Consider the following 20,745-nt stretch of genomic DNA (forward strand, 5'->3'; position numbering starts at 1 on the left):
ACGAATGCGATCTGGCTTTCCGAAAACTTCGATGCCTTCATGGCTCCCTCGACCGGCCCTGTTTCGACACGGACGCAAAACTGGAAAATTCTAACTCACACCGGTCCAGTTGCGAGGGGGCAGGTCAAGCCAGCGTCGAACTGCGGTATCGACCGCAACAGCAGGCTGGAATATACGAAGCCAGCCCGCCGACCGTTCCGGCCGCGCGGCGCGGAGGTCCGCGTCGAACGCCCATGCGTGCATTCACAGAAAATCCGCTGCGGCGGTATCCGAATTTTGCGCTGCTGCTGTTAGGCCGCTTCCTGTCGTCCGTAGCCATGCTGACGCAAAGCGTCACGCTGGGCTGGCAGGTTTACTCCATCGCGCGGCTCGAACATTCGGTCGCCTACTCATCGTTTCTGGTCGGCATGATCGGGCTGGTGCAGTTTGTGCCGATGTTCGCGTTTGTGCTGCTCGCAGGCGAAACGGCGGACCGTTACGACCGCCGCAAGATCCTCATCGCGTGCTGTCTGCTGCAGGTGTTCTGCTCTGCCAGCCTGGCATTCATCGCGACATCAGCCGAGCCAAGCCTGATCGCCATCTTCGCGGTCGCCGCGCTGTTCGGTGTGGCCCGCGCCTTCACGATGCCGGCTGGCGCATCGCTCGGACCTATGCTGGTGCCGCGCGAGATCCTTCCGCGTGCGATCGGCTGGAATACGCTGGGCATGCAGATGGGGATGGTGCTTGGCCCCTGGCTTGGCGGTGTGCTGTGCGCAATCTCGGTGCCGCTGTCCTATGCCACCGCCGCCACGCTGTATGCCTGCGCCACGATCGCCGTCACGTGTATTGGGGGCAAAACGAAGCCCGATCATCAGGGTGGCAAGCGCCTCAAGCTGATCCTCGAAGGCATTTCCTACGTGTGGTCGAACAAGATCGTCTTCGGTGCCATATCGCTGGATCTGTTCGCGGTGCTGCTGGGCGGAGTTACGGCGCTGCTGCCGGTGTTCGCGCGCGATGTGCTGCATATCGGCGCCGATGGTTTCGGCATGTTGCGTTCAGCCCCGGCGATCGGTGGCGGTCTGATGGCGCTGACGCTCAGCACACGCCCAGTTCAGCGCAATGCCGGCTTCTGGATGCTGGTTGCAGTTGCGGTTTATGGCGCGGCGACGATCGTGTTCGCGCTGTCGTCCTGGCTATGGCTGTCGATGGTAGCGCTGGCGATTCTGGGCGCGGCTGATGCGGTTTCGGTGTTCGTGCGTCAAACGCTTATTCAGATCGTCACGCCTGACCCAATGCGAGGGCGCGTCACCGCAGTATCAAGTCTGTTCATCAGCGCATCGAATGAGTTGGGCGAATTTGAAAGCGGCGTTGCAGCGCGCTTCCTGGGACCGGTGGGCGCGGCGATATTCGGCGGCGTAGGTTCGATTGCGCTTACCGGCCTGTGGGGTCGATGGTTCCCCGCGTTGCGGAACGCCCATCTCGATACCGCCAGAACGGAAATGCCTGCCCGGAAGTGAACCGGACAGGCATTGATGTGTGCTTCAGACCCGCAACGCGGCTTAAGCGGGTGCGGCGTTAGGCAGCCACTGATAGAGCCACGTCTCTGAAAGGGTTTCATCGTCGAGCCGCAGGAAGCAGCGTAGGTCGACAGGCTCGTCGCCCTCGGCCGTTAGGTCGAACAGCGCACGCCAGCGGTCGGTGCCGACAACCTTGATGACGTAAGCGTTGTCGACATGGCCGCGCGAGGGCGTAACCACGGGCGTGACATCGAAGCGTTGTTCCATGTTTGAGAGCGGGCCGCCGACGAAGTCGATGACGAACTTGCGCTTGTGTTGATCTTCCGCGCGGCGCTGACCAGGAACGCCACCAGCACCATTATACGTGGCAACAACGCGCCCGATGTTTACCGGCGGATTGGGTTCGTCGTTTGCCCAATGCAGCTTGTATTCGTAGCGCAGTTCGTTGCCCGTTCGCACGGGCTCCTTCGGTACCCAGTAAGCGACGATGTTGTCGTGGATCTCGTCGTCGGTCGGGATCTCGACGAGCTGCACCGCGCCTTCACCCCACGGGCCGATCGGCTCGACCCAGATACCGGGGCGCTTGTTATAGAATGCGCCGTCGTCCTGATAGCGTTCGAAGTCGCGGTCGCGCTGCATAAGGCCGAAGCCTTTGGGCGAATTATCGAGGAACGAATTGGTGCGTACCTGTCTTGTATTGATAAGCGGGCGCCAGATGTGTTCGCCAGTGCCGGTCCATATCGCGAGGCCGTCGCTGTCGTGAATTTCCGGGCGCCAGTCAGTGGCAAAACGCAACTCGTTTTCGCCGTACCAGTACATGCTGGTGAGCGGTGCAATGCCGACGCGGTCAATGTCGGTGCGTGCGAAAAGGTCGGCGGTTACGGTGACGACGGGCACGCGGCCCTTGGTGGCTTCGAAACGGTAGGCGCCGGCAATGCTGGGGCCATCAAGCAGCGCATAAATGACGAACGGCGATGCTTCGTCCTTGGCTTCCTCCAGCCAGAATTCGGTGAAGCGCGGAAACTCTTCCGGCTGCGGCATGGCGGTGTTGATGGCGATGCCGCGGGCGGAAGCACCGTACTGATCGTCTTCGCCCGATGAGCGGAAATAGCTGGCGCCCTGGAACGCCAGCCAGTCGGTTTCCTGGCCGCGGCCGTTCATGAGGCGAAAGCCGGAAAAGCCAAGATCGGCGGGTAGTTTTTCTGCGAACTTGGGATCTTTGTAATCGAAGCTGTCAGCGGAAAAGATGATTTCGCGCGCTTGCCCGTCGCTGAGCTGGTTAAGGCGTACGGGCAGGGAATTGTACATGTCGACATGGAACAGCCGCACCGGGAAAGATCCGGGGCCGGTTGGCCATAACTCACGATCGCCGCGGAAGCGGATTTTTTGCGCGGCGTCGAAATCGATGCTGGCGACGATCTCAGCGGCGGCCGGCGGCGCCACATATGGCTTTGCGGCGAGTTCCTTTGCACGCTGGCGGAGTGCCTCGAAGCTGAATGGCGCGGCATCGCCCAGTCGCGAAATGGGCGGCGGTTCGGCGTAGGCAGGGCTCAAGCCGGCAATCGCCAGCGTCAGGGCCCAGGGCCCTCCCGTGGCAAGCAGTTCCCGGCGGCTTACGGTCGGCATTGCGTCACCTGTTGCTTTTGTTGAATTCGTTCTGAAGCAGCGCGTGTAGGGGTGCGAGCGACTTAGGCGCTATCTGGAGCGCAGCACATGAGATGGGTGTCGTGGCGGATTGTTGTCAACGCGAGGCTCCATTCTTCACCACCCGGCTATTCGCAGAATGCGGATAATTCGCGTTAACCCGTTGGCGTTCCAAGGCAGCCCGCTGACCTGGCATTTTAACGCGTTTGCCCGTCGGAAACCGGATGCAACCGCGGGGCGTTACCCCATGGTGGTTGTGCCGCTCTCAGTCGGGCGGCAGCTCAATGCAGGAGTTTTGTCAGTATGGCAACGAAAGTTCAGCGGACCGCTAGTGATGGCAGCAAAGCCATGCCCGACCATGCCCCGGATGGTTCCAAGCACGCGGTTGACCGCAAGCAGGATCGCGGGGCCGCGCGACGGCTCATCAAGGATAACGACGGCGATGCAAGAATGCTGGCCGGCAGCAAAAAGCCGGAGCGCCGGAAATCAGCTTCCGAGCGTGAAGCGGACAGGGATCTGGATGAAGCTTTGGAGCAGACTTTCCCGGCCAGCGATCCGGTCTCGTTTGCAAGCACGCTGGTTCCCGGCAGCCGACGGTGAAAATGTTTTTATGGCACTCGGCGATTCCGCCGACGCGGAGCTGGGCGCCGAGCGCGTAGGAATCGGCCAGGGGTGAGATGAGCTGCGCGAGCCGTGCCCGTGCGGAGGCCTAGCGGGCAGGCTCTTCTTCAGCGCCGATTTGCGTGTAGGCCTTGCCGGTGACCGGATCGCGCCCGCCACGATATTCGTAATCGCGTCCGCCGGAGGCAGTAGCATTCGTCGGTGCGCGCGGTGCCGAACGATAGGCTTCCTCCGCCTGCGAACTGGCCGCATCCCATCCGTTTTCAGCGCCGACCTGTTGCGGTGCCTGGTAGCTCTGGGCGGGGCGCGGCGGAGTTACGCTTTGCGTCGTCAGGGATGGCGCCGTAGCCGAGCTGCAACCAACGAGGCTCAGGGCGACCGCGCACAGCGAAATACGGCCCGCTGCGGCAATATAAAAATTATGTTTTTCAGCGTCTTGCAATGCGAGGCTCGCACTTTGATTTAGCATCATGCGAAGCGGATGCAGATGAATCGGTTGCCGCCGCTAAGAAGCGCGGATCGAATGGGAGCTTGTAGATCATCCCGTTGCTTGAGCTAGGGAATATGCTGATTCTTACCCGTCGAGTCAGCCCCGTGGCTTCGATGAGGCTGCAATGTAGTTGACGTCGGTGTCGTTTCCGAGACGCCAAGTGTCTGACATCACATCATAGATAATGCCGGAACAGTCCGGTTCGTTGCATCCGGCCTGGGTAAGAAATTGTCCCAGTTCGCCGGTGGTCACGAAGCGATTCCAGTCGTGTGTCCCCCTTGGCAGCCAGCCGAGCACGTATTCCGCAGCGACGATCGCCAGCGCGTACGACTTCAGGGTGCGGTTCAGGGTTGAGAAAATGAGCATGCCGCCGGGGCGCACGGCTTCGGCGATGCTGCGCACGAATGCGGCCGGGTCCGGCACGTGCTCAATGACTTCCATGCAAACTGCTGCGTCGAACTGCGCCCCCGAAGCTGCCAGCTCTTCTATCGAGGTGGTACGATAGTCGATATCGAGGCCCTGAGAGGCGGAGTGGGCGCGCGCCACGGCGATGGAATCGATTGTGGGGTCGATGGCCGTGACGGTGGCACCAAGCCGGGCAAGCGGCTCCGATACCAGCCCGCCGCCGCATCCCACATCGACGATGCGCAGCCCTGCGAGTGGCTTAAGGCCCGCATCTGCAATGAAAAAATGGTGCTTTAGGTGGTCGCGAATGAAGCCAAGCCGGGCCGGCCCCTGATCGTGCAAAGGCTTCAGGCGGCCCTTGGTGTCCCACCATTCGGCCGCCAGCCTGCCAAACCGCTCGACCTCGGTCGGGTCGAGATTGGGCGTTGCGGGAGGGGGCTCGGGTGTGTTCGGGGTGCTCTGCATGGGCCGATACCGTAGGGTGCGCAACAGAAAGTCAAGCCGCTGCATATTGCGGTTGCGGCGCGATGTCGTTAAGAGAACGCCCGTAAACGGGATTCCTGCTCACCACAGGCTGTTTGCGCCGAATTTGAACCGGCCGTGCATCCGTGCGTCCGGCACCTCGTCACCCTAATCCTGGCAACTTTAGCGAAGGCCGCACAGCGGGAAGCGCATGGCTGTTGTTGTGATGAAGTTTGGCGGCACGTCGGTTGCCAACGTCGAGCGCATCCGCAATGTCGCGCGCCACGTGAAGCGCGAAGTGGACGCCGGCAACAAGGTTTGCGTGGTCGTTTCCGCCATGTCCGGCGTAACGAATCAGCTCGTTGCCTACGTGCGCGAAGCCTCCCTGCTGCACGATGCGCGCGAATACGATGCCGTTGTCGCTACGGGCGAGCAGGTCACCGCCGGACTTCTGGCTATTGTGCTGCAGTCGATGGGGCTGCAGGCGCGCTCTTGGCAGGGCTGGCAGGTGCCGATCACGGCCAGCGCCGCACACGGTTCCGCCCGCATCACCGGCATTGATGGCACCGAGATCCTTCGCCGTTTTGAGAACGATGAAGTGGCGGTCGTCACCGGCTTCCAGGGCATCGAGCCGGAGCGTCAGCGCGTTGCGACGCTTGGCCGAGGCGGCTCGGACACCAGCGCTGTGGCTATGGCCGTCGCTCTGAAGGCCGACGTCTGCGATATCTATACCGACGTTGATGGCGTCTACACCACCGATCCGCGCATCGTCGCCAAGGCCAAGCGCCTGCCCAAGATTTCCTATGAGGAGATGCTGGAAATGGCGTCCCTCGGTTCGAAGGTTCTACAGACGCGCTCGGTCGAACTTGCGATGAACCATCGGATGCGCGTGCGCGTCCTTTCCAGTTTCGTAGCGCCGGAAGCGATGGCCCCAGTGCGTCTGGGCCAACTTGAAGACATCGGCACTGTTGTTTGCGATGAGGATGAGATCGTGGAAAGCCAGGTCGTCAGCGGCATTGCCTACGTCAAGGACGAGGCCAAGGTGACGCTCATCAAGGTCGAAGATAAGCCCGGCATCGCCGCGCGCATCTTTGGTCCGCTCGCGGATGCGAACATCAACGTCGACATGATTGTGCAGAGCGTCACGCCTGACGGCAAACACACCGATATGACCTTTACAGTGCAGGCGACCGAGCTGCCGCGCACTCTCGAAACGCTTAAAGCGGCGAAATCCGAAATTGGCGAGTTCGAAATCCAGAGCTCGGCCGATGTCGCCAAAATTTCGGTCATCGGTATTGGTATGCGCAGCCACGCTGGCGTTGCCGCCCTGATGTTTAAGGCCCTTTCAGACAAGGGTATCAATATTTTGGCGATTACGACCTCAGAGATCAAAATCAGCGTTCTTATCGACGCGGCATACGCCGAGCTTGCCGTTAGGACGCTTCACTCTATTTATGGTCTCGACGCAGACTGAACGCGGACACTAGCCCCCGCGTAAGGTCGAGCATTCGGCCGCCCCACGAGGCGGTCCCATCCGGGTGGCACGACCATGCAAAGGCGAGGCGATGAGCCACGAGCACTGACATCCGAGCCGGCACTGCGTGTGATCATGCGGCGCCTGCGCGAGATCATGTCTCAGCCGGGTGATGGTCAGGAGCGTCTCAACAAGATCGTAAAGCAGATTGCTGGCGTCATGGTCGCCGAAGTCTGCTCGATTTATCTCAAGCGTCAGGACGGTTCGCTGGAACTGTTCGCGAGTGAAGGCCTGAACCCCAACGCGGTGCACGTCGTGCGCATGAAGCGGGGCGAGGGTCTCGTCGGGCGCTGCGCTGAGCTGAACATCACTGTCAACGAGCCGGAAGCTTCAAGTCATCCGTCATTCTCGTATCGGCCGGAGACGGGCGAAGAGATCTATCACTCGCTGCTGGCGGTGCCGATCGCGCGCTCGGGTCAGGTGCTGGGCGTTCTCGTCGTGCAGAACCGCACCCAGAAGGAATACTCCGACGAAGATGTCGAGGTGCTGCAGGCCACCGCAATGGTGGTTGCCGAGCATCTGGTGTCCGGTGCCGTTGCCGGAGCGGGCACCGCGATTGAGATTGAGCGCTCGCTGTCCACCGTGATCCAGGGCGAACGCATGGCGGAGGGCATTGCCCTTGGTCATGTCGTGCTGCACGAGCCGCGCATCGTCGTCACGCACCTGATGGCGGAAGATCCGGCGGCCGAGTTGCTGCGTCTGGAAACCGCTATCGCGTCGCTGCGCGCTTCGCTGGATGAGATGTTCGATCATGAACACTTGTCGGCTGCGGGCGAGCATCGCGATGTGCTGGAAGCCTACCGCATGTTTGCGCATGACAAGGGCTGGGAGCGGCGTCTGCGTGAGGCGGTTGATGGCGGCCTCACGGCGGAGGCGGCCGTCGAGCGTGTGCAGAATTCAACACGCGCGCGCATGCTGCGGCAGAACGATGCCTATTGGCGCGAGCGCCAGCGCGATCTGGATGATCTGTCGGACAGACTGCTGCGCATTCTTGCTGGCCGCATCACAAGCGCGGATGAGCCTTCGGCGCTGCCGCCCGACACCATCCTGGTGGCGCGCACGATGGGGCCGGCCGAACTGCTGGACTACGATCGGCGGCGCCTGCGCGGGCTGATCGTGGAAGACGGCAGCGGCCAAAGCCACGTTGCTATTGTCGCCAAGGCGCTGGGTATTGCTGCGGTCGGTCAGGCGCGTGGCATCGTTGAGCGTGTCAGTGCGGGCGATGCTGCGATCGTCGATGCGATGAGCGGCCAGGTGCATCTGCGTCCGTCGAGCGACGTGATCGCGGCTTACTCGGACAAGGTGCGTTTTCTGGCTCGCCGGCAGCGGCAGTATCGCGCGCTGCGTGACGTTCCGGCGGTGACGCGGGATGGCGTAAAGGTCAACCTCAACATCAATGCCGGTTTGCTGGTGGACATGCCGCATTTGAAGGATGCGGGGGCCGACGGCGTCGGGCTGTTCCGCACCGAGCTGCTGTTCATGCTCTCCAACAGCCTGCCGAAGGTTGAGCGACAGGCCGATTCCTATCGCGCGATCCTGGCGCGGGCGGACGGCAGACCAGTGGTGTTCCGCACGCTCGATATCGGCGGCGACAAGGTGCTGCACTATTTGCGGCAGCCGAAGGAAGAAAACCCGGCCATGGGCTGGCGCGCGGTGCGCATGGGGCTGGATCGCCCCGCGCTGCTGCGAACCCAGGTGCGTGCATTGCTGCGCGCTGCCGCCGGGCAAGAGCTGCGCATCATGATCCCGATGGTGTCATCGGCCGCGGAAATGGACGCGGTGCATGCGCTCATCAGCAAGGAACGCGAAATACTGATGCAGCGCGGCCACGAGCTGCCGGAAAAACTGCTGGTGGGCGCGATGATCGAAGTGCCCTGCCTGTTGTTTGAGCTCGACGAGCTGATGCCGCGTGTCGACTTCGTATCCGTCGGCAGCAACGACATGATGCAGTTTCTGTTCGCAGCCGATCGCACCAACGCCCGTGTTGGCAGTCGCTTCGATCCGCTGACGCCAGCACCGTTGCGCGCATTGAAGATGCTTGCGCAAACCACGCAAAAGCACGGTGTTCCGCTGACATTGTGCGGAGAAATGGCGGGTCGTCCGATCGAAGCAATGGCGCTGATTGCGCTTGGCTTCCGTTCGCTGTCGATGGCGCCTGCGTCTATCGGTCCCGTCAAGTCGATGATCCTCAGCCTCGACACCACGCGCGTGTCGAAACTTGTGGATGAACTTGTCGTGGCGGGCGTGCAAAACATACGCGAACACCTTGATACTTTCGCGAAATCCGAAGGCGTTGATGTCTAATTTTTAGACGCGCTCTCCCTTTGACAACGGTGCGCTTTTCCCGGACGATGTCTGTCGGGGTAAGCTTCAGTTTTTGATTGGTAGTGCGTTGGTCATGCGTGAGGGCAACAGGCCGGCTCGACACTATTCCACTGCGCATCAGCATACGCATGCGTATGCTGCGCAAGTGTCGCCACAGGTGCAGCCTGCACCGCAGTTTCAAATCCACCAGGTGGCCGCAGAGGTCGCGCATTTCTTTCAAGATCTGCGCGCGGCATTGCGTATGACACCAGCGCAAGCTGCACAGGCGCTGTCGACGCGTGTCGATATCGTTGTGGCGTTCGAGGCTGCGAAGGTTGCAGCATTGCCGCCGTGGCCCGAGACGTGTCGCATCGTGCGCACATATGCGAGCTATGCGGGTCTTGATCCGCGGCCGGTGCTGCATTCACTTGAGCAGTTGTTCCACGCGCTGCCGCGTACGCCTGCGCCCGAGAAGCGTGGCGGGGCCGGATTTTCAAAAATGGCAAACGGTGGTGGTCAGGGCACGTCGATGCTCAGGGCCATCTCCGGCACTTTTAGCGGCGTTTCGCTCAAGCCGTCGAACATGCTGAAGCCGTTCAGTTCGCTCGGCGGCGGGCGTGCGGCTCGTGCTGTGCGATCTGCCGGGCATGTCGTCGATCGCCACGCGGGTCGTCCCGGCATGGCGCTGTTTGTGGTGACGACAGTTGTCGCGTCGGTGGCGCTGGTGACGCAGACGTCGGTTCTGGAAGCGGCGGTGGCGCAACTGCCGTCGCCGGTGAAGCGGATCGTCCAGGGGGCGCAAAACTACGTAATTGTGCAGTTTGCGCCGGTTCGCGACGGCCTGCGCTGGATAGACGTGCCAGATCCGCGCACCCGCCGGGGCGACAAATTGCAGACAGCCGAGCGGCAATCGGATTAGATGCGCCGCGCCGTTGGCGCGGGCCGGGTTCGGTCATAGACTTCCCAGCCGATAAATTTGCCAGCGCGCTCATCATGGGCGTCCGCTGGCTTCGTTGCTGGCGCAACGCTGTTGTCGCGCTGACGACGTCGCTGCATTTTTCAAAACGATCGAGAGCATGGCAGGCATCGCACAAGACAAGCTTGAGAGGATGATCGGGCGCTGGGCCGCGATACAGGCGGAGCTGAACGCGGGCGTCAATCAGGCGACCTATGCGAAGCTGACGAAGGAGTTCGCCGCGCTCAATCCTGTCGTTGCGATCATCGAGCAGCTTCGCGCAGCGGAGAAGGAGCGCGCCGATCTCGAAGCTCTGATCAAGGATGCGGGCTCGGATCGTGAAATGGCGGCGATGGCTCGCGACGATCTTGAGGCGCTGGGGCCGACCATTGAAGAGCTGGAGCAGAAGCTCAAGATTGAGTTGCTGCCAAAGGATGCCGCTGACGAGCGCAGCGCTATTCTTGAAGTGCGCGCCGGAACCGGTGGCGATGAGGCGGCGCTGTTCGCGGCCGACCTTTTCCGCATGTACAACCGCTTTGCTGAAATGCATGGCTGGAAGGTGGAGATCATCTCCATCTCTGAGAACGATCTGGGCGGCTACAAGGAAATCATCGCGTCGATTGCTGGCGAGGGCGTTTTTGCGCGGATGAAGTTTGAATCCGGCGTGCACCGCGTGCAGCGCATTCCAGAGACGGAAACGGGCGGGCGCATCCACACCTCGGCGGCGACGGTTGCGGTGTTGCCGGAGGTTGAAGAGGTCGACATCGATATCCGTCCCGAAGACATCCGCATCGACACGATGCGTGCGGGCGGCGCCGGCGGTCAGCACGTCAACAAGACGGATTCGGCTGTGCGCATGACCCATCTGCCGACGGGTATCATGGTGGTTTCCGCCGAGAAGTCGCAGCATCAGAACCGGCGTCTGGCGATGCAGGTACTGCGCTCGCGGATTTATGAGCTGGAGCGCGAGAAGGTTGATAGCGCGCGCGCCGAAGCCCGCAAGGGGCAGGTCGGGTCGGGTGATCGATCGCAGCGCATCCGCACCTACAACTTTCCGCAGGGCCGGGTTACCGACCATCGTATCAACCTGACACTGCACAAGCTGGATGCGGTGCTGGAGGGGCCGGGGTTGAATGAGCTGGTCGATGCATTGACCACCGATTTCCAGGCCAGCCAGCTTGCGGACCTGGAGCGAAATGCCTCCTGAGCATCCATCCGCCATTACGTTGGGTGACGCGGTGCGCGAGACGCAGCGTCAGCTGACGGCGGCCGGGATTGAGGAGGCCGGTCGCGAGGCGCGGTTGATCGTGGCCAGCGTTTGTGGGCTGCCGACATCCGAAATCATCGTGCGGCCGGAGCGGCCTCTGGGCGTTGATGAGCAGCAGCGCCTTGCCGCAATGGTTGCGCGGCGCTGTGCGCGTGAGCCCATATCGCGCATTGTGGGTGAGCGGGAATTCTACGGTCGGCGGTTCAAGCTTTCGGCGGCGACGCTCGATCCGAGGCCCGATAGCGAAACGCTGATCGATGCTGTGTTGGGGCTGGTTAGCCGGGAGCGCTGGGCCGGGCGGCCGATCCGCGTTCTCGATATCGGTACCGGCACCGGATGCTTGCTGCTGACTTTGCTGGCCGAGCTGCCAAATGCGACGGGGCTGGGGACGGACATCAGCGCCGAGGCTCTCAAAACCGCCGCTGCAAACGCCGAGGTGCTGGGGCTGGCCGCGCGGGCGAGTTTTGCCAGGCACGATGTGCTTGAGGGAGTGAATGGGCCTTTCGACCTCGTTATCAGCAACCCGCCCTATATAGAGACAGGGGTGATTGCGGGGCTGGACCCCGAAGTGCAGCGGTTCGATCCCATGGCCGCGCTCGATGGCGGGCCGGACGGCCTTGCGATCTATCGGCGGATTGCCGGCGATTTGGGGCGGGTACTGACCGGTTGGGTCGTTCTGGAGGTAGGGGCGGGGCAGGCGGACGCTGTGGCTTCAGTGTTTCAGCAAGCGTTCGTTAAGACACGCCAGGCAGAACTACGCCGTTATGACGACCTTGGAGGGCACACACGCTGTGTGGCCATCAGGCTACAGACATAAAAGTCGCAAAAGAAAAAGGTTTGAATCGGCCGGGTTCCGCGCTAGTCTTCAGGTACAGCCGATTGATATCGTGCATCTCGCTTCTTTTATCGAAGTCGGATTGATTGCACGAACTGGGATTTGCGAAGCACGGGGATCCGCAAAAGAAGCGCGGCACCTATTGCTCCCGCTGAAACGGCAATCGCTAGCCGCTTGGCGTGAAACGCCCCCTTGATCGGAAGTAGCGACTGCCAAGTTTTGAGCGTCACGGGATAAAGTCACACGCGCGCGCATGAGCGCCCGTTAGAAACTGGCTAAAGATTGCGTGTCAGCGCCTGCTTTACAGCGATAGATCCACGAGAACGCTGACAGCAGGGCGTGCACGGTTTTTCGTTGCATCACGACCGAGAACGGAGCCAATGAGGCAAGGACAGCAGAATCGCAGGGGCCGCGGGCGTAGTAACCGTAAGGGCGGGCAAAGCCCACTCACACGCAGCTTCGAGAGCACGGGTCCGGACGTAAAAATCCGTGGCACCCCATCCCACATCGCCGAAAAGTATATGTCACTGGCGCGCGATGCGACGTCCTCTGGCGATCCCGTTTTGGCCGAGAATTATCTGCAACACGCAGAGCACTATAATCGCATCATCATGGCGGTCCGCGAGCAGCAGATCAGCCAGGGTGGCGGTGACCTCAATGGCGGCATCGCCCGGCAGCGTCCCTTCAATGACATTGAAGGCGATGACTACGGTGACGACGAGGGCGACGATGATTTCGCGCCGATGCACCAGAGCCAGCACCAGCAACAGTCCCGTCACAACGATCAGCCCCGTATAGATGGCCCTCGCCACGACGGCGGCCAGCGTCACGACCGTTTCCGGGATCGCAATAACGGCGAGCACCGCAACAACGGTCGTGGGCACGATCGCGGTGATCGGCATGATCGTATGGATCGTTCCGACCGGGGTGATCGCGGAGACCGTGGCGATCGTCACGATCGCGGTGATCGTGGAGACCGGCCGGAACGGATGGATCGTTCGGACCGTGGTGACCGCGGGGACCGTATGGATCGTCCTGAGCGGATTGAGCGCGCCGAGCGTCCTCAGCCGCGAGTGCGTCCGATGGAGCCGCGCCCGATGGAGCAGGTTGAAGGCATGGGGCAGCAGCCCCCCGCCGAACTGCAGCCGCCGCCGCAGCCGGCTTCGCGTCGCGGTTTTTCTTCGCAGGAACATGAGCAGCCGGAATTTCTGCGTCGTCCGGTGCGCCGTCCGCGTCGTGAGGCAGCCGCTGCCGCCGCTGCGCCGGAGGCTGTTGCACCGGCCGCAGATGAGGCCGCCGATCAGGACTGACCTCCGTCAGATGATTTTCAATCAAGCCGCTCTGCGAAAGCAGGGCGGCTTTTTTGTTTCATGGCATTTGCAGAATGGCGCTTCGGCAAGGCTTTGGCACCGCTGCTGGGTGACAGTGTAGAGAGCGGTATACGGCGACCCCGTCCGCACCGGTTCACAGGCTGAGCGGGTCGCCAGCTTTGATAGTGCCGCCGTCAGTGACGCGGGCGTAGATGCCGAAGTCCGTGTGGCCGAAGGTGCGCCGAAGCGTAGCGGGAATGGCCATGTCGCGCTGGCCGCTGCCTGGATCGACGTCCGTCGCCGCGCAACGTTGCGTGCGCTTGAATGGCTCGAACCGAACATCGCCGATGATGAGCTGCTTGCCGATCCAGCCGAATTCGGACCAAGGCTCCGCGCCATCGATGATGATGTTGGGGCGGAAGCGTAATGGATCGACGGGCCGGCCGATGATGCGCTCCAGTTCCCGCACGGATGCAAGATTGACGATGTGCAGGCATTTGGCGGCGACGTCTGAAAAGCTGTGGCCGGGCGCAAAGACGATACGGGGCGGACCGCGCAGGTCGGCCTGCATGTAGGCGGCAAAGAACTGCTCGATCATGCGGCGGCCCAGCGGCGTTGCCAGGTTGCCGCGCGCTACCTGCTTGCCCGCACGGAAGATGGTGAGGCTGTGATCGGTTTCGTCGAAGCGCGTGACAAGCGTGGCCAGCCGCTCATTGCGCATCAGCATGAGGAAATTTGTTTTCGGCAGATGGGCAGGCTGTTCGGGATCAAAGCGGCCGGGACCATTCTCGATAGCGTAGACGCGATCGAAGGGCGCTGTGCCGCCCGGCACCAAAGCCATCTCGGGCAGCGCTTCGGGTGACAGCCCTTTGACAGGGTAGCGATAAAGACCGACGACCGCAGGTGTGTTCGGGATGTTCATAGCAATCCAATCGCCGATGCAACTTTTGTTGCCAGTGTCTGAAGTGCACGAAGCGAGGCTTTCACCTCTTTTGTGCAGTTTCGACCACCCTATATCACGTGTTGGAAAGGATTACGGACGATCCTGCCGCTTGCTGGAGGCCCGTCCGCGTTCCTGAGTTTCCTGACGTTGAAGGTTCCGGCTCCGCGCCACATCGGGCGGATCGGTACGCCGAGGAGGGACTATGAATTTCGAAATGTTCACCGATCGCGCTCGCGGCTTCGTGCAGGCTGCGCAAAATCTTGCCCTGCGCGAGGGGCATCAGCAGTTTTCACCGGACCACCTGCTGAAGGTGCTGCTGGATGACAATGAAGGCCTTGCTGCGGGGCTGATCCGCAAGGCGGGTGGCGATCCGAAGGCGGCGCTGAACGCGGTCGAGGCACAGCTTGCTAAGCGGCCGAAGGTTTCGGGCGGCGGTTCGGGACAGCTGTATATGGCGTCCGAGCTGGCACGCGTGTTCGACGCGGCTGAGAAGATCGCTGAGAAGGCGGGCGACAAGTATGTGACCGCCGAGCGTCTGCTGCTGGCTCTCGCGTTGGAGAAAGACACCGACGCGGCGAAGATCCTCGCCGATGCAGGCGTTACGGCGCAGGGCCTCAACACCGCGATCAACGATCTGCGCAAGGGCCGCACGGCTGATACCGCTTCGGCTGAGCAGGGCTATGATGCGCTGAAGCGCTATGCGCGCGATCTGACGGAAGCGGCGGCTGCGGGCAAGATCGATCCTGTCATCGGCCGCGACGAAGAAATCCGCCGTACCATCCAGGTGCTGTCGCGCCGTTCGAAGAACAATCCTGTGCTGATCGGTGAGCCGGGCGTGGGCAAGACGGCGATCGCCGAAGGCCTCGCGCAGCGCATCGTGAAGGGCGACGTACCCGACAGCCTGAAGGACAAGAAGCTGCTGGCGCTTGATATGGGCGCGCTGATTGCTGGCGCTAAATATCGCGGCGAGTTTGAAGAGCGCCTGAAGGCTGTGCTGAGCGAAGTGGAAGCCGAACAGGGGCGCATCATCCTGTTCATTGATGAGCTGCACACCATCGTTGGCGCCGGCAAGACTGAAGGCTCGATGGATGCCGGCAACCTGCTGAAGCCTGCGTTGGCGCGCGGCGAGTTGCACTGCGTTGGTGCAACGACGCTGGATGAGTATCGCAAGCACATCGAAAAGGATGCGGCACTGGCGCGGCGCTTCCAGCCGGTGTTCGTTTCCGAGCCGACGGTGGAAGACACGATCTCCATTCTGCGCGGCATCAAGGAGAAGTACGAGCTGCATCACGGCGTGCGCATTACCGACAGCGCGCTGGTGGCGGCGGCTACGCTTTCCAATCGCTACATCACCGACCGCTTCCTGCCGGACAAGGCAATCGACCTCGTCGACGAGGCGGCTTCGCGTCTCAAGATGCAGATCGATTCAAAGCCGGAAGAGCTGGACCGCATCGACCGCGAGCTGATGCAGCTCAAGATCGAGCGCGAAGCTTTGAAGAAGGAGAACGATGCGGCGTCGAAGGATCGGCTTGCCAATCTGGAGAAGGAGATTGCCGACCTCGAAGAGGAGAGCAAGCTGCTGACGCAGAACTGGGAGGCCGAGCGCGAGAAGCTTGGCAGCGCCCAGAAGCTGAAGGAAGAGCTGGATCAGGCCCGCACCGAGCTGGAGAAAGCGCAGCGTCGCGGCGATCTGCAGCGCGCGGGCGAGCTTGCCTATGGCACGATCCCCGAGCTGGAGAAGAAGCTGCTGAAGATGGAAGACGAGGAAGCGAAGGGCGGCATGGTCGAAGAGGCGGTGACGCCGGACCAGATCGCCAGCATCGTTTCCCGTTGGACCGGCATTCCTGTCGATCGCATGCTGGAAGGCGAGCGCGAGAAGCTGCTGAAGATGGAAGATGCGCTGGCAAAGCGTGTCGTCGGTCAGCGCGAAGCCGTGGATGCGGTTTCGACAGCGGTGCGCCGTGCGCGCGCTGGGCTGCAGGACCCGAACCGTCCCATCGGCTCGTTCATGTTCCTCGGCCCAACGGGCGTCGGCAAGACGGAGCTTTCCAAGGCGCTGGCTGCATTCCTGTTCGACGACGACAATGCGATCATCCGCATCGACATGTCGGAGTTCATGGAGAAGCACTCGGTTGCTCGCCTGATCGGCGCGCCTCCGGGATATGTTGGCTATGAGGAAGGCGGCTCGCTGACAGAAGCGGTGCGGCGTCGTCCCTATCAGGTGATCCTGTTCGACGAGATCGAAAAGGCGCATCCCGATGTGTTCAACGTGCTGCTGCAGGTGCTGGACGATGGCCGCCTGACCGATGGCCAGGGCCGCACGGTGGACTTCCGCAACACGATCATCATCCTGACGTCGAACCTCGGCGCGGAATTCCTCGTCAACCAGAAGGAAGGCGAGGATACCGATCTGGTTCGCGATCTGGTGATGGGCGAAGTGCGGCAGAAGTTCCGGCCGGAGTTCCTGAACCGCCTGGATGACATCATCCTGTTCCACCGCCTGCAGCGTTCGGAGATGGGGCGGATCGTCGACATCCAGATGGAGCGTCTGCGCAAGCTGCTGGCCGATCGCAAGATCACCATCGACATGGACGACGCGGCACGCACCTGGCTGGCGAACCGTGGTTACGATCCGGCCTATGGTGCGCGTCCGCTGAAGCGCGTCATCCAGCGCCATGTGCAGAATCCGCTCGCCGAGCAGATTCTCGCCGGGCGCATCAAGGATGGCGAGGCGGTGCATCTGACAGTGCGCGACGGCGAACTGGAAATGAACGGCGAGCCTGCCAGGGCTGCGGCCTGACATATGTAAATTCTCTCAGGCTGAACTGAGAGACGGGCGGCGCTGGGTCAATGATCCGGCGCCGTTTGCGTTTGTGCGGTGGTTGAGTTTGAGGAGCAGCGCGCGACGATTTTCATCCGACGTCGCGTTGTTGTCAGTCGTCAGTCGTCGAGGGTGCCGGCGAGAAAGCCTTCGGGGTCTTCGCAGAACGCAGCGAGCAGACGGAAGTGGTCCGTATCCTCAAGACGTGTTGGTGCGATTCCATATTTTGTAATTTGCATCAGGCGCGCACCGGGGCAGGCCATCAGCAGCGGCGAGTGCGTTGCCATGATCACCTGAATGTTGGTGGCGTCCTGCATCCGCCGCAGCAGTTTCAGAAACTCAAGCTGCCGCGCTGGCGATAGCGCCGACTCTGGCTCGTCGAAAAAGTAGATGCCCTGATAACTGCAGCGCTCCTCGAAGAAGCGCAAAAATCCTTCGCCGTGTGAGTGCGAGAGGAAGTCCGGTGGCAGCGCGTTAGCTTGGAGCGCGGCCTCATCGAGATAGCGCGCGACGGCAAAGAAGCTCTCAGCCTTGAAGAACCAGCCGTTGGTTATCTTCGGACGCCACGCTGCTCGGAGCGCCGCCGCAAGTTCGCCCCCACTCGCTTCCACGGCGCCGCTGTGGTCGACCGGGCGATAGCCTTTGCCGCCACCGGCGTCATCGTATCCGGCAAGCGCTGCTATGCCTTCGATAAGGGTCGATTTGCCGACACCGTTCTCGCCGACAAAAATAGTGACAGGCTCCGTAAACTCCAGCTCAAGGCCGTCGCGCAACAGCGGTATGCAATAAGGATAGGCTTTGGGATCGGGCACGCGATCCTCATCGAGCCACACGCGCAGCAGATATGGTGCGGGCATGTTGACGCCGCTGTTACGAGCTCGTTTTGCCATCTGGCTGCAACTCTCCCGGCTTCGCTTTGTCGAAGCATAGCCAAACAGCGCCGCCGGGCGTGCGCGAAAAGTACTTGGAGTAAATTCTTGAGCGCGGCGGCTCGCACGTTGCCGTCGCTGTTACGAGCTCGGCGGCCGGCTTTCCGCAGGGGAGTTGCTGAGCGCGAATGAAAGAAAGTAGCGGAAGCGTAGACTGGCGTGGTTCCCGGCCTGCGCCGGGAGGACGGTGTAGGGCGGCAAGCGCACCAATCAGTGCTGGCGGCCGGCTGTGCGGAGCGCAGTCGCCAGCGCAACGAACAACCACGGCCGGCTCCCCGAAGGGGAGTCGCCGAGCGCTATAAAAAGCTATTTATTTGCTGGCGGTCATGACCGGAGCGAGGTGGCGCAGTTCGTCGATCCGCTGGCGCTCTTTCTGGTATTCGGCCAGCACGCGGCCCGATAGCTCGCGTTCGCGCGGCACCTGAATGGCCAGCGGATCGACAAATCGCGAATTGATCAGCACTTCGTAATGAAGATGCGGACCGGAGGCGAGGCCGGTGGCGCCGACATAGCCGATGATCTCGCCCTGCCGTACCTTGTCGCCAGCTTTGATGCCTTTGCGGAAGCGCAGCATATGACCGTAGGCGGTGTGATAGCCGTTGGGATGCCGGATGCGCACATAGTTGCCGTACTGGCCCTTGCGTCCGGCCTCTTCGATCACACCACCGCCGGCGGCCAGAATTGGCGTTCCCGGAGAAGTCGCCCAGTCTACGCCGGTGTGCATCCGCCGTTCATTGAGAAGCGGATGGAAGCGCATGCCGAAACCGGACGCGAGGCGAACGTCGCCGCGCACCGGGCGCCGCATAAGGAATTGCCGCGAGTTGTTGCCGTTCTCGTCGTAGTAGTCGACGACGCCATCCGGCGTTCTGAAGCGGTAATAGCGGTTGGTCTCGCCGCCGCTGGTGATTGCGGTGTAAAGCAGCTCACCGGGCGGACTGTCAGCCTTCGCATTGTCCTTCATGTCAAAGAAGAACTCGATCGTGTCGCCGGGGCGTAGTCGGCGGCGGAAATCCGTTTGCGACGCGTGCACCTTCATCAGCTTCATGATGGTGTCGTCAGGCACTTCCTGCAGCAGGCCGGCATAATAGACCGAAGCATAGACGCTGGAGGTGGAGGCGCGATCGTTGTTGTCGAGCGCGGCGTTGGCGATTTCCTGATCGATCGTGGACGACTGGCTGGCGACGAACTCACCGGCCGAGTTGCGTGTGACGGTGACGAGGTGATCGTGGCCGCCAGAGAATATGCTGAAGCGCGCCGGCTCCTTGCGATCCGGTTTCGTGAGCGAGGGGATCAGTGTGATCCGGACTTCCTGGCCCGGCTCAAGATTGGACTGGGGAAAGATGTTGCGGGCGGCTTCGATCATGCCGCGCGCCTGCCAGTTGTCAGCGCCGGCGTTTTTCAAAATCGAACGCAGGCTGTCGTTGCTGCCGACGCGTACGACCTGCGTCTCCCGGCCCTCGAGATCCGCGAGCGGGTCTTCATCCGGTTGGGCGGGTTTGACGAGCACGGTGGTGTTGGGCAGCGCGGCATAGGAGCCATCCGAATCCATCGGCATGCCGTCCTGGCCGTTGCCGCGCCTGGTCTCGGCCTCGGCTCCGGCGCGGATCATCTCAGCTTCAACTTCGGCAGCGAGTGCGGTCTCCACGTGCTCGGCGATTTCGGTCTCGTCGAGTTCCTGGCCGTCGTCATCGGGCAGGATGCCGCCAAGCAGTTCGATAACGCGGACGTTGACGTTGCCAAGGTTGGCAGTCTCGGTCTCGTCGTCCTCACCGGGATTGACGGTCTGGGTGGCGTAAAGCTTCAGCGGATTAAACGGCGGAATTTTTTCCTGGTAGTCCGATGGCACAGCGGCCAGGCGCGCAACGATGCGTGCGTATGGCTTGGCATGGATGTACTCGCGGCCGAGCCGGCGCTGCTTGACAGATTCATTGACGAGATAGCGGACGGTGACGGCTCCGCTGGTGACGTTGAGCTTGTCGCCCTTGGGCGCTGCCCACTTCAGACCGTCGCTGGTGCGGACAAACGGCATCTCGCGATCGATCAGGTTGGCTTCGCCCACCTCGGTCAGACCGGGCAGGAAGCCGCCGCGCGCGTCGCGCTTGTCTATGGAGCCGTAGATAACGACCAGAATGGAGACCGCGCCCACTGTTCCGGCAAGGCACGTGCTTATCAGCCAGCGGAAGCGGCCGGCGCGGCGCCCGTCGGCGTGGTCGGTCTCATAGAGATCCTTAAAGGAGCTGGCGGCCCGCCCCCTATAGAGTTGGGGTAGACCGTTCTCCCGCTTGTTGGCGGCGAGAGCTCCAAACCGTCCCTGAGGTGAGTAGCGGCGGCGGTCAACCACTGTCCGTGCAACCTTCCCAATGCAGATAACTGCGGGAATGGATCCCCACAGCCGGTCAGATCATGCGCTCAGCCCGCTGATTTGGCGAGCCAGGCACCTCCCGGAAGCCCTCATTGAACAGGGAGAGCAGGGTGACAAGGCAAAATTTACCATGTGCGGCCCGGAAGATCACCCATAAGCCCAATGAAACCGGGCTTCCTGATGGCGCGAGCACATGGCAAAACTGAACAACCAAAACTTTTTTCGACAGACCCTGTGTGATTGTCAAAAAAAGGTCTTGCGTCTGGATCGGATTGGCCCTAGAACCCGCCTTGTCAGCGACACACACCGGCCCGCCGGTCACGAGGCGCTCTCGTCGTCTTGGAGATCTTGGGTTGGACATGTGTTG

At 61.8% G+C, this 20,745-nt stretch carries 17 protein-coding genes and 1 pseudogene; 10 read left to right on the forward strand and 8 right to left on the reverse strand.

The window, feature by feature from the left end; all coding sequences use genetic code 11:
* Window positions 1-233 precede the first annotated feature (233 nt).
* Complete coding sequence (locus C6Y62_RS16035) at window positions 234-1,496, forward strand: MFS transporter (protein ID WP_173954783.1); 1,263 nt, start codon at window positions 234-236, stop codon at window positions 1,494-1,496.
* 42 nt (window positions 1,497-1,538) lie between these two features.
* Here the strand turns inward: C6Y62_RS16035 and C6Y62_RS16040 are convergent, their stop codons facing one another.
* Window positions 1,539-3,122 carry an OpgD/OpgG family glucan biosynthesis protein gene (locus C6Y62_RS16040; protein WP_173954784.1) on the reverse strand — a complete coding sequence of 528 codons (1,584 nt, stop codon included), beginning with the start codon at window positions 3,120-3,122 and terminating at the stop codon, window positions 1,539-1,541.
* Window positions 3,123-3,443: 321 nt separating this feature from the next.
* On the opposite strand from C6Y62_RS16040, the gene C6Y62_RS16045 reads away from it, so the two are divergent.
* A complete protein-coding gene (locus tag C6Y62_RS16045) occupies window positions 3,444-3,740 on the forward strand; it encodes a hypothetical protein (protein ID WP_173954785.1) in 297 nt (98 codons plus the stop codon).
* Window positions 3,741-3,849: 109 nt separating this feature from the next.
* Here C6Y62_RS16045 and C6Y62_RS16050 read toward each other — a convergent pair whose 3' ends face one another.
* Both C6Y62_RS16050 and ubiG read right to left on the reverse strand, forming a co-directional pair.
* Window positions 3,850-4,233 (reverse strand): hypothetical protein, encoded by a 384-nt coding sequence (locus C6Y62_RS16050; RefSeq protein ID WP_198491332.1) that lies wholly within the window; start codon window positions 4,231-4,233, stop codon window positions 3,850-3,852.
* A 114-nt stretch (window positions 4,234-4,347) separates the two neighbouring features.
* The gene (ubiG, locus tag C6Y62_RS16055) at window positions 4,348-5,121 is read right to left on the reverse strand and encodes a bifunctional 2-polyprenyl-6-hydroxyphenol methylase/3-demethylubiquinol 3-O-methyltransferase UbiG (protein ID WP_173954787.1); all 774 of its coding nucleotides are present in this window, start codon (window positions 5,119-5,121) and stop codon (window positions 4,348-4,350) included.
* Window positions 5,122-5,329: 208 nt separating this feature from the next.
* Here ubiG and C6Y62_RS16060 point away from each other — a divergent pair, with 208 nt between their 5' ends.
* From C6Y62_RS16060 to C6Y62_RS16555, 6 genes and pseudogenes are all read left to right on the forward strand, one after another.
* Window positions 5,330-6,592 (forward strand): aspartate kinase, encoded by a 1,263-nt coding sequence (locus C6Y62_RS16060; RefSeq protein WP_173954788.1) that lies wholly within the window; start codon window positions 5,330-5,332, stop codon window positions 6,590-6,592.
* A 75-nt stretch (window positions 6,593-6,667) separates the two neighbouring features.
* Window positions 6,668-8,956: a phosphoenolpyruvate--protein phosphotransferase gene (gene ptsP / locus C6Y62_RS16065; RefSeq protein WP_173954789.1), complete on the forward strand. Its 2,289-nt coding sequence runs from the start codon at window positions 6,668-6,670 to the stop codon at window positions 8,954-8,956.
* A gap of 262 nt (window positions 8,957-9,218) precedes the next feature.
* The gene (locus tag C6Y62_RS16070; protein WP_173954790.1) at window positions 9,219-9,875 is read left to right on the forward strand and encodes a helix-turn-helix domain-containing protein; all 657 of its coding nucleotides are present in this window, start codon (window positions 9,219-9,221) and stop codon (window positions 9,873-9,875) included.
* Between the two features lie 157 nt (window positions 9,876-10,032).
* Window positions 10,033-11,118: a peptide chain release factor 1 gene (gene prfA, locus C6Y62_RS16075; protein WP_173954791.1), complete on the forward strand. Its 1,086-nt coding sequence runs from the start codon at window positions 10,033-10,035 to the stop codon at window positions 11,116-11,118.
* Complete coding sequence (prmC, locus tag C6Y62_RS16080; RefSeq protein ID WP_173954792.1) at window positions 11,108-11,995, forward strand: peptide chain release factor N(5)-glutamine methyltransferase; 888 nt, start codon at window positions 11,108-11,110, stop codon at window positions 11,993-11,995. Before prfA ends, prmC begins: the two co-directional genes overlap by 11 nt.
* Window positions 11,996-12,393: 398 nt before the next feature.
* Window positions 12,394-12,582 (forward strand): annotated as a pseudogene (locus tag C6Y62_RS16555) (DUF4167 domain-containing protein); the annotation flags it as partial.
* Here C6Y62_RS16555 and C6Y62_RS16560 read toward each other — a convergent pair.
* Window positions 12,538-12,969 carry a hypothetical protein gene (locus tag C6Y62_RS16560; RefSeq protein ID WP_246274844.1) on the reverse strand — a complete coding sequence of 144 codons (432 nt, stop codon included), beginning with the start codon at window positions 12,967-12,969 and terminating at the stop codon, window positions 12,538-12,540. The pseudogene C6Y62_RS16555 and the gene C6Y62_RS16560 sit on opposite strands and share 45 nt — an antisense overlap.
* Before the next feature lie 69 nt (window positions 12,970-13,038).
* Here C6Y62_RS16560 and C6Y62_RS16565 point away from each other — a divergent pair, with 69 nt between their 5' ends.
* Window positions 13,039-13,323 (forward strand): hypothetical protein, encoded by a 285-nt coding sequence (locus tag C6Y62_RS16565; RefSeq protein ID WP_246274845.1) that lies wholly within the window; start codon window positions 13,039-13,041, stop codon window positions 13,321-13,323.
* Window positions 13,324-13,477: 154 nt separating this feature from the next.
* On the opposite strand, the gene C6Y62_RS16090 is transcribed toward C6Y62_RS16565, so the two are convergent.
* Window positions 13,478-14,245, reverse strand: coding sequence for an MOSC domain-containing protein (locus C6Y62_RS16090; RefSeq protein WP_173954794.1), 768 nt, complete (start codon window positions 14,243-14,245; stop codon window positions 13,478-13,480).
* A gap of 223 nt (window positions 14,246-14,468) precedes the next feature.
* Between C6Y62_RS16090 and clpB the strand changes: the two genes are divergently transcribed.
* Complete coding sequence (gene clpB, locus C6Y62_RS16095; RefSeq protein ID WP_173954795.1) at window positions 14,469-17,066, forward strand: ATP-dependent chaperone ClpB; 2,598 nt, start codon at window positions 14,469-14,471, stop codon at window positions 17,064-17,066.
* A 140-nt stretch (window positions 17,067-17,206) separates the two neighbouring features.
* Here the strand turns inward: clpB and C6Y62_RS16100 are convergent, their stop codons facing one another.
* The 3 genes from C6Y62_RS16100 to C6Y62_RS16110 all read right to left on the reverse strand — a co-directional run.
* Window positions 17,207-17,977, reverse strand: coding sequence for an AAA family ATPase (locus C6Y62_RS16100; RefSeq protein WP_173954796.1), 771 nt, complete (start codon window positions 17,975-17,977; stop codon window positions 17,207-17,209).
* Window positions 17,978-18,326: 349 nt separating this feature from the next.
* Window positions 18,327-20,357, reverse strand: coding sequence for a M23 family metallopeptidase (locus C6Y62_RS16785; protein WP_068462249.1), 2,031 nt, complete (start codon window positions 20,355-20,357; stop codon window positions 18,327-18,329).
* Between the two features lie 55 nt (window positions 20,358-20,412).
* Window positions 20,413-20,745 (reverse strand): hypothetical protein (locus C6Y62_RS16110; RefSeq protein WP_210258096.1); only part of this gene is annotated, 333 nt, incomplete at its 5' end.

The sequence above is a fragment of the Hyphomicrobium sulfonivorans genome, from assembly GCF_013306565.1.
Lineage (GTDB): Bacteria > Pseudomonadota > Alphaproteobacteria > Rhizobiales > Hyphomicrobiaceae > Hyphomicrobium_A > Hyphomicrobium_A sulfonivorans.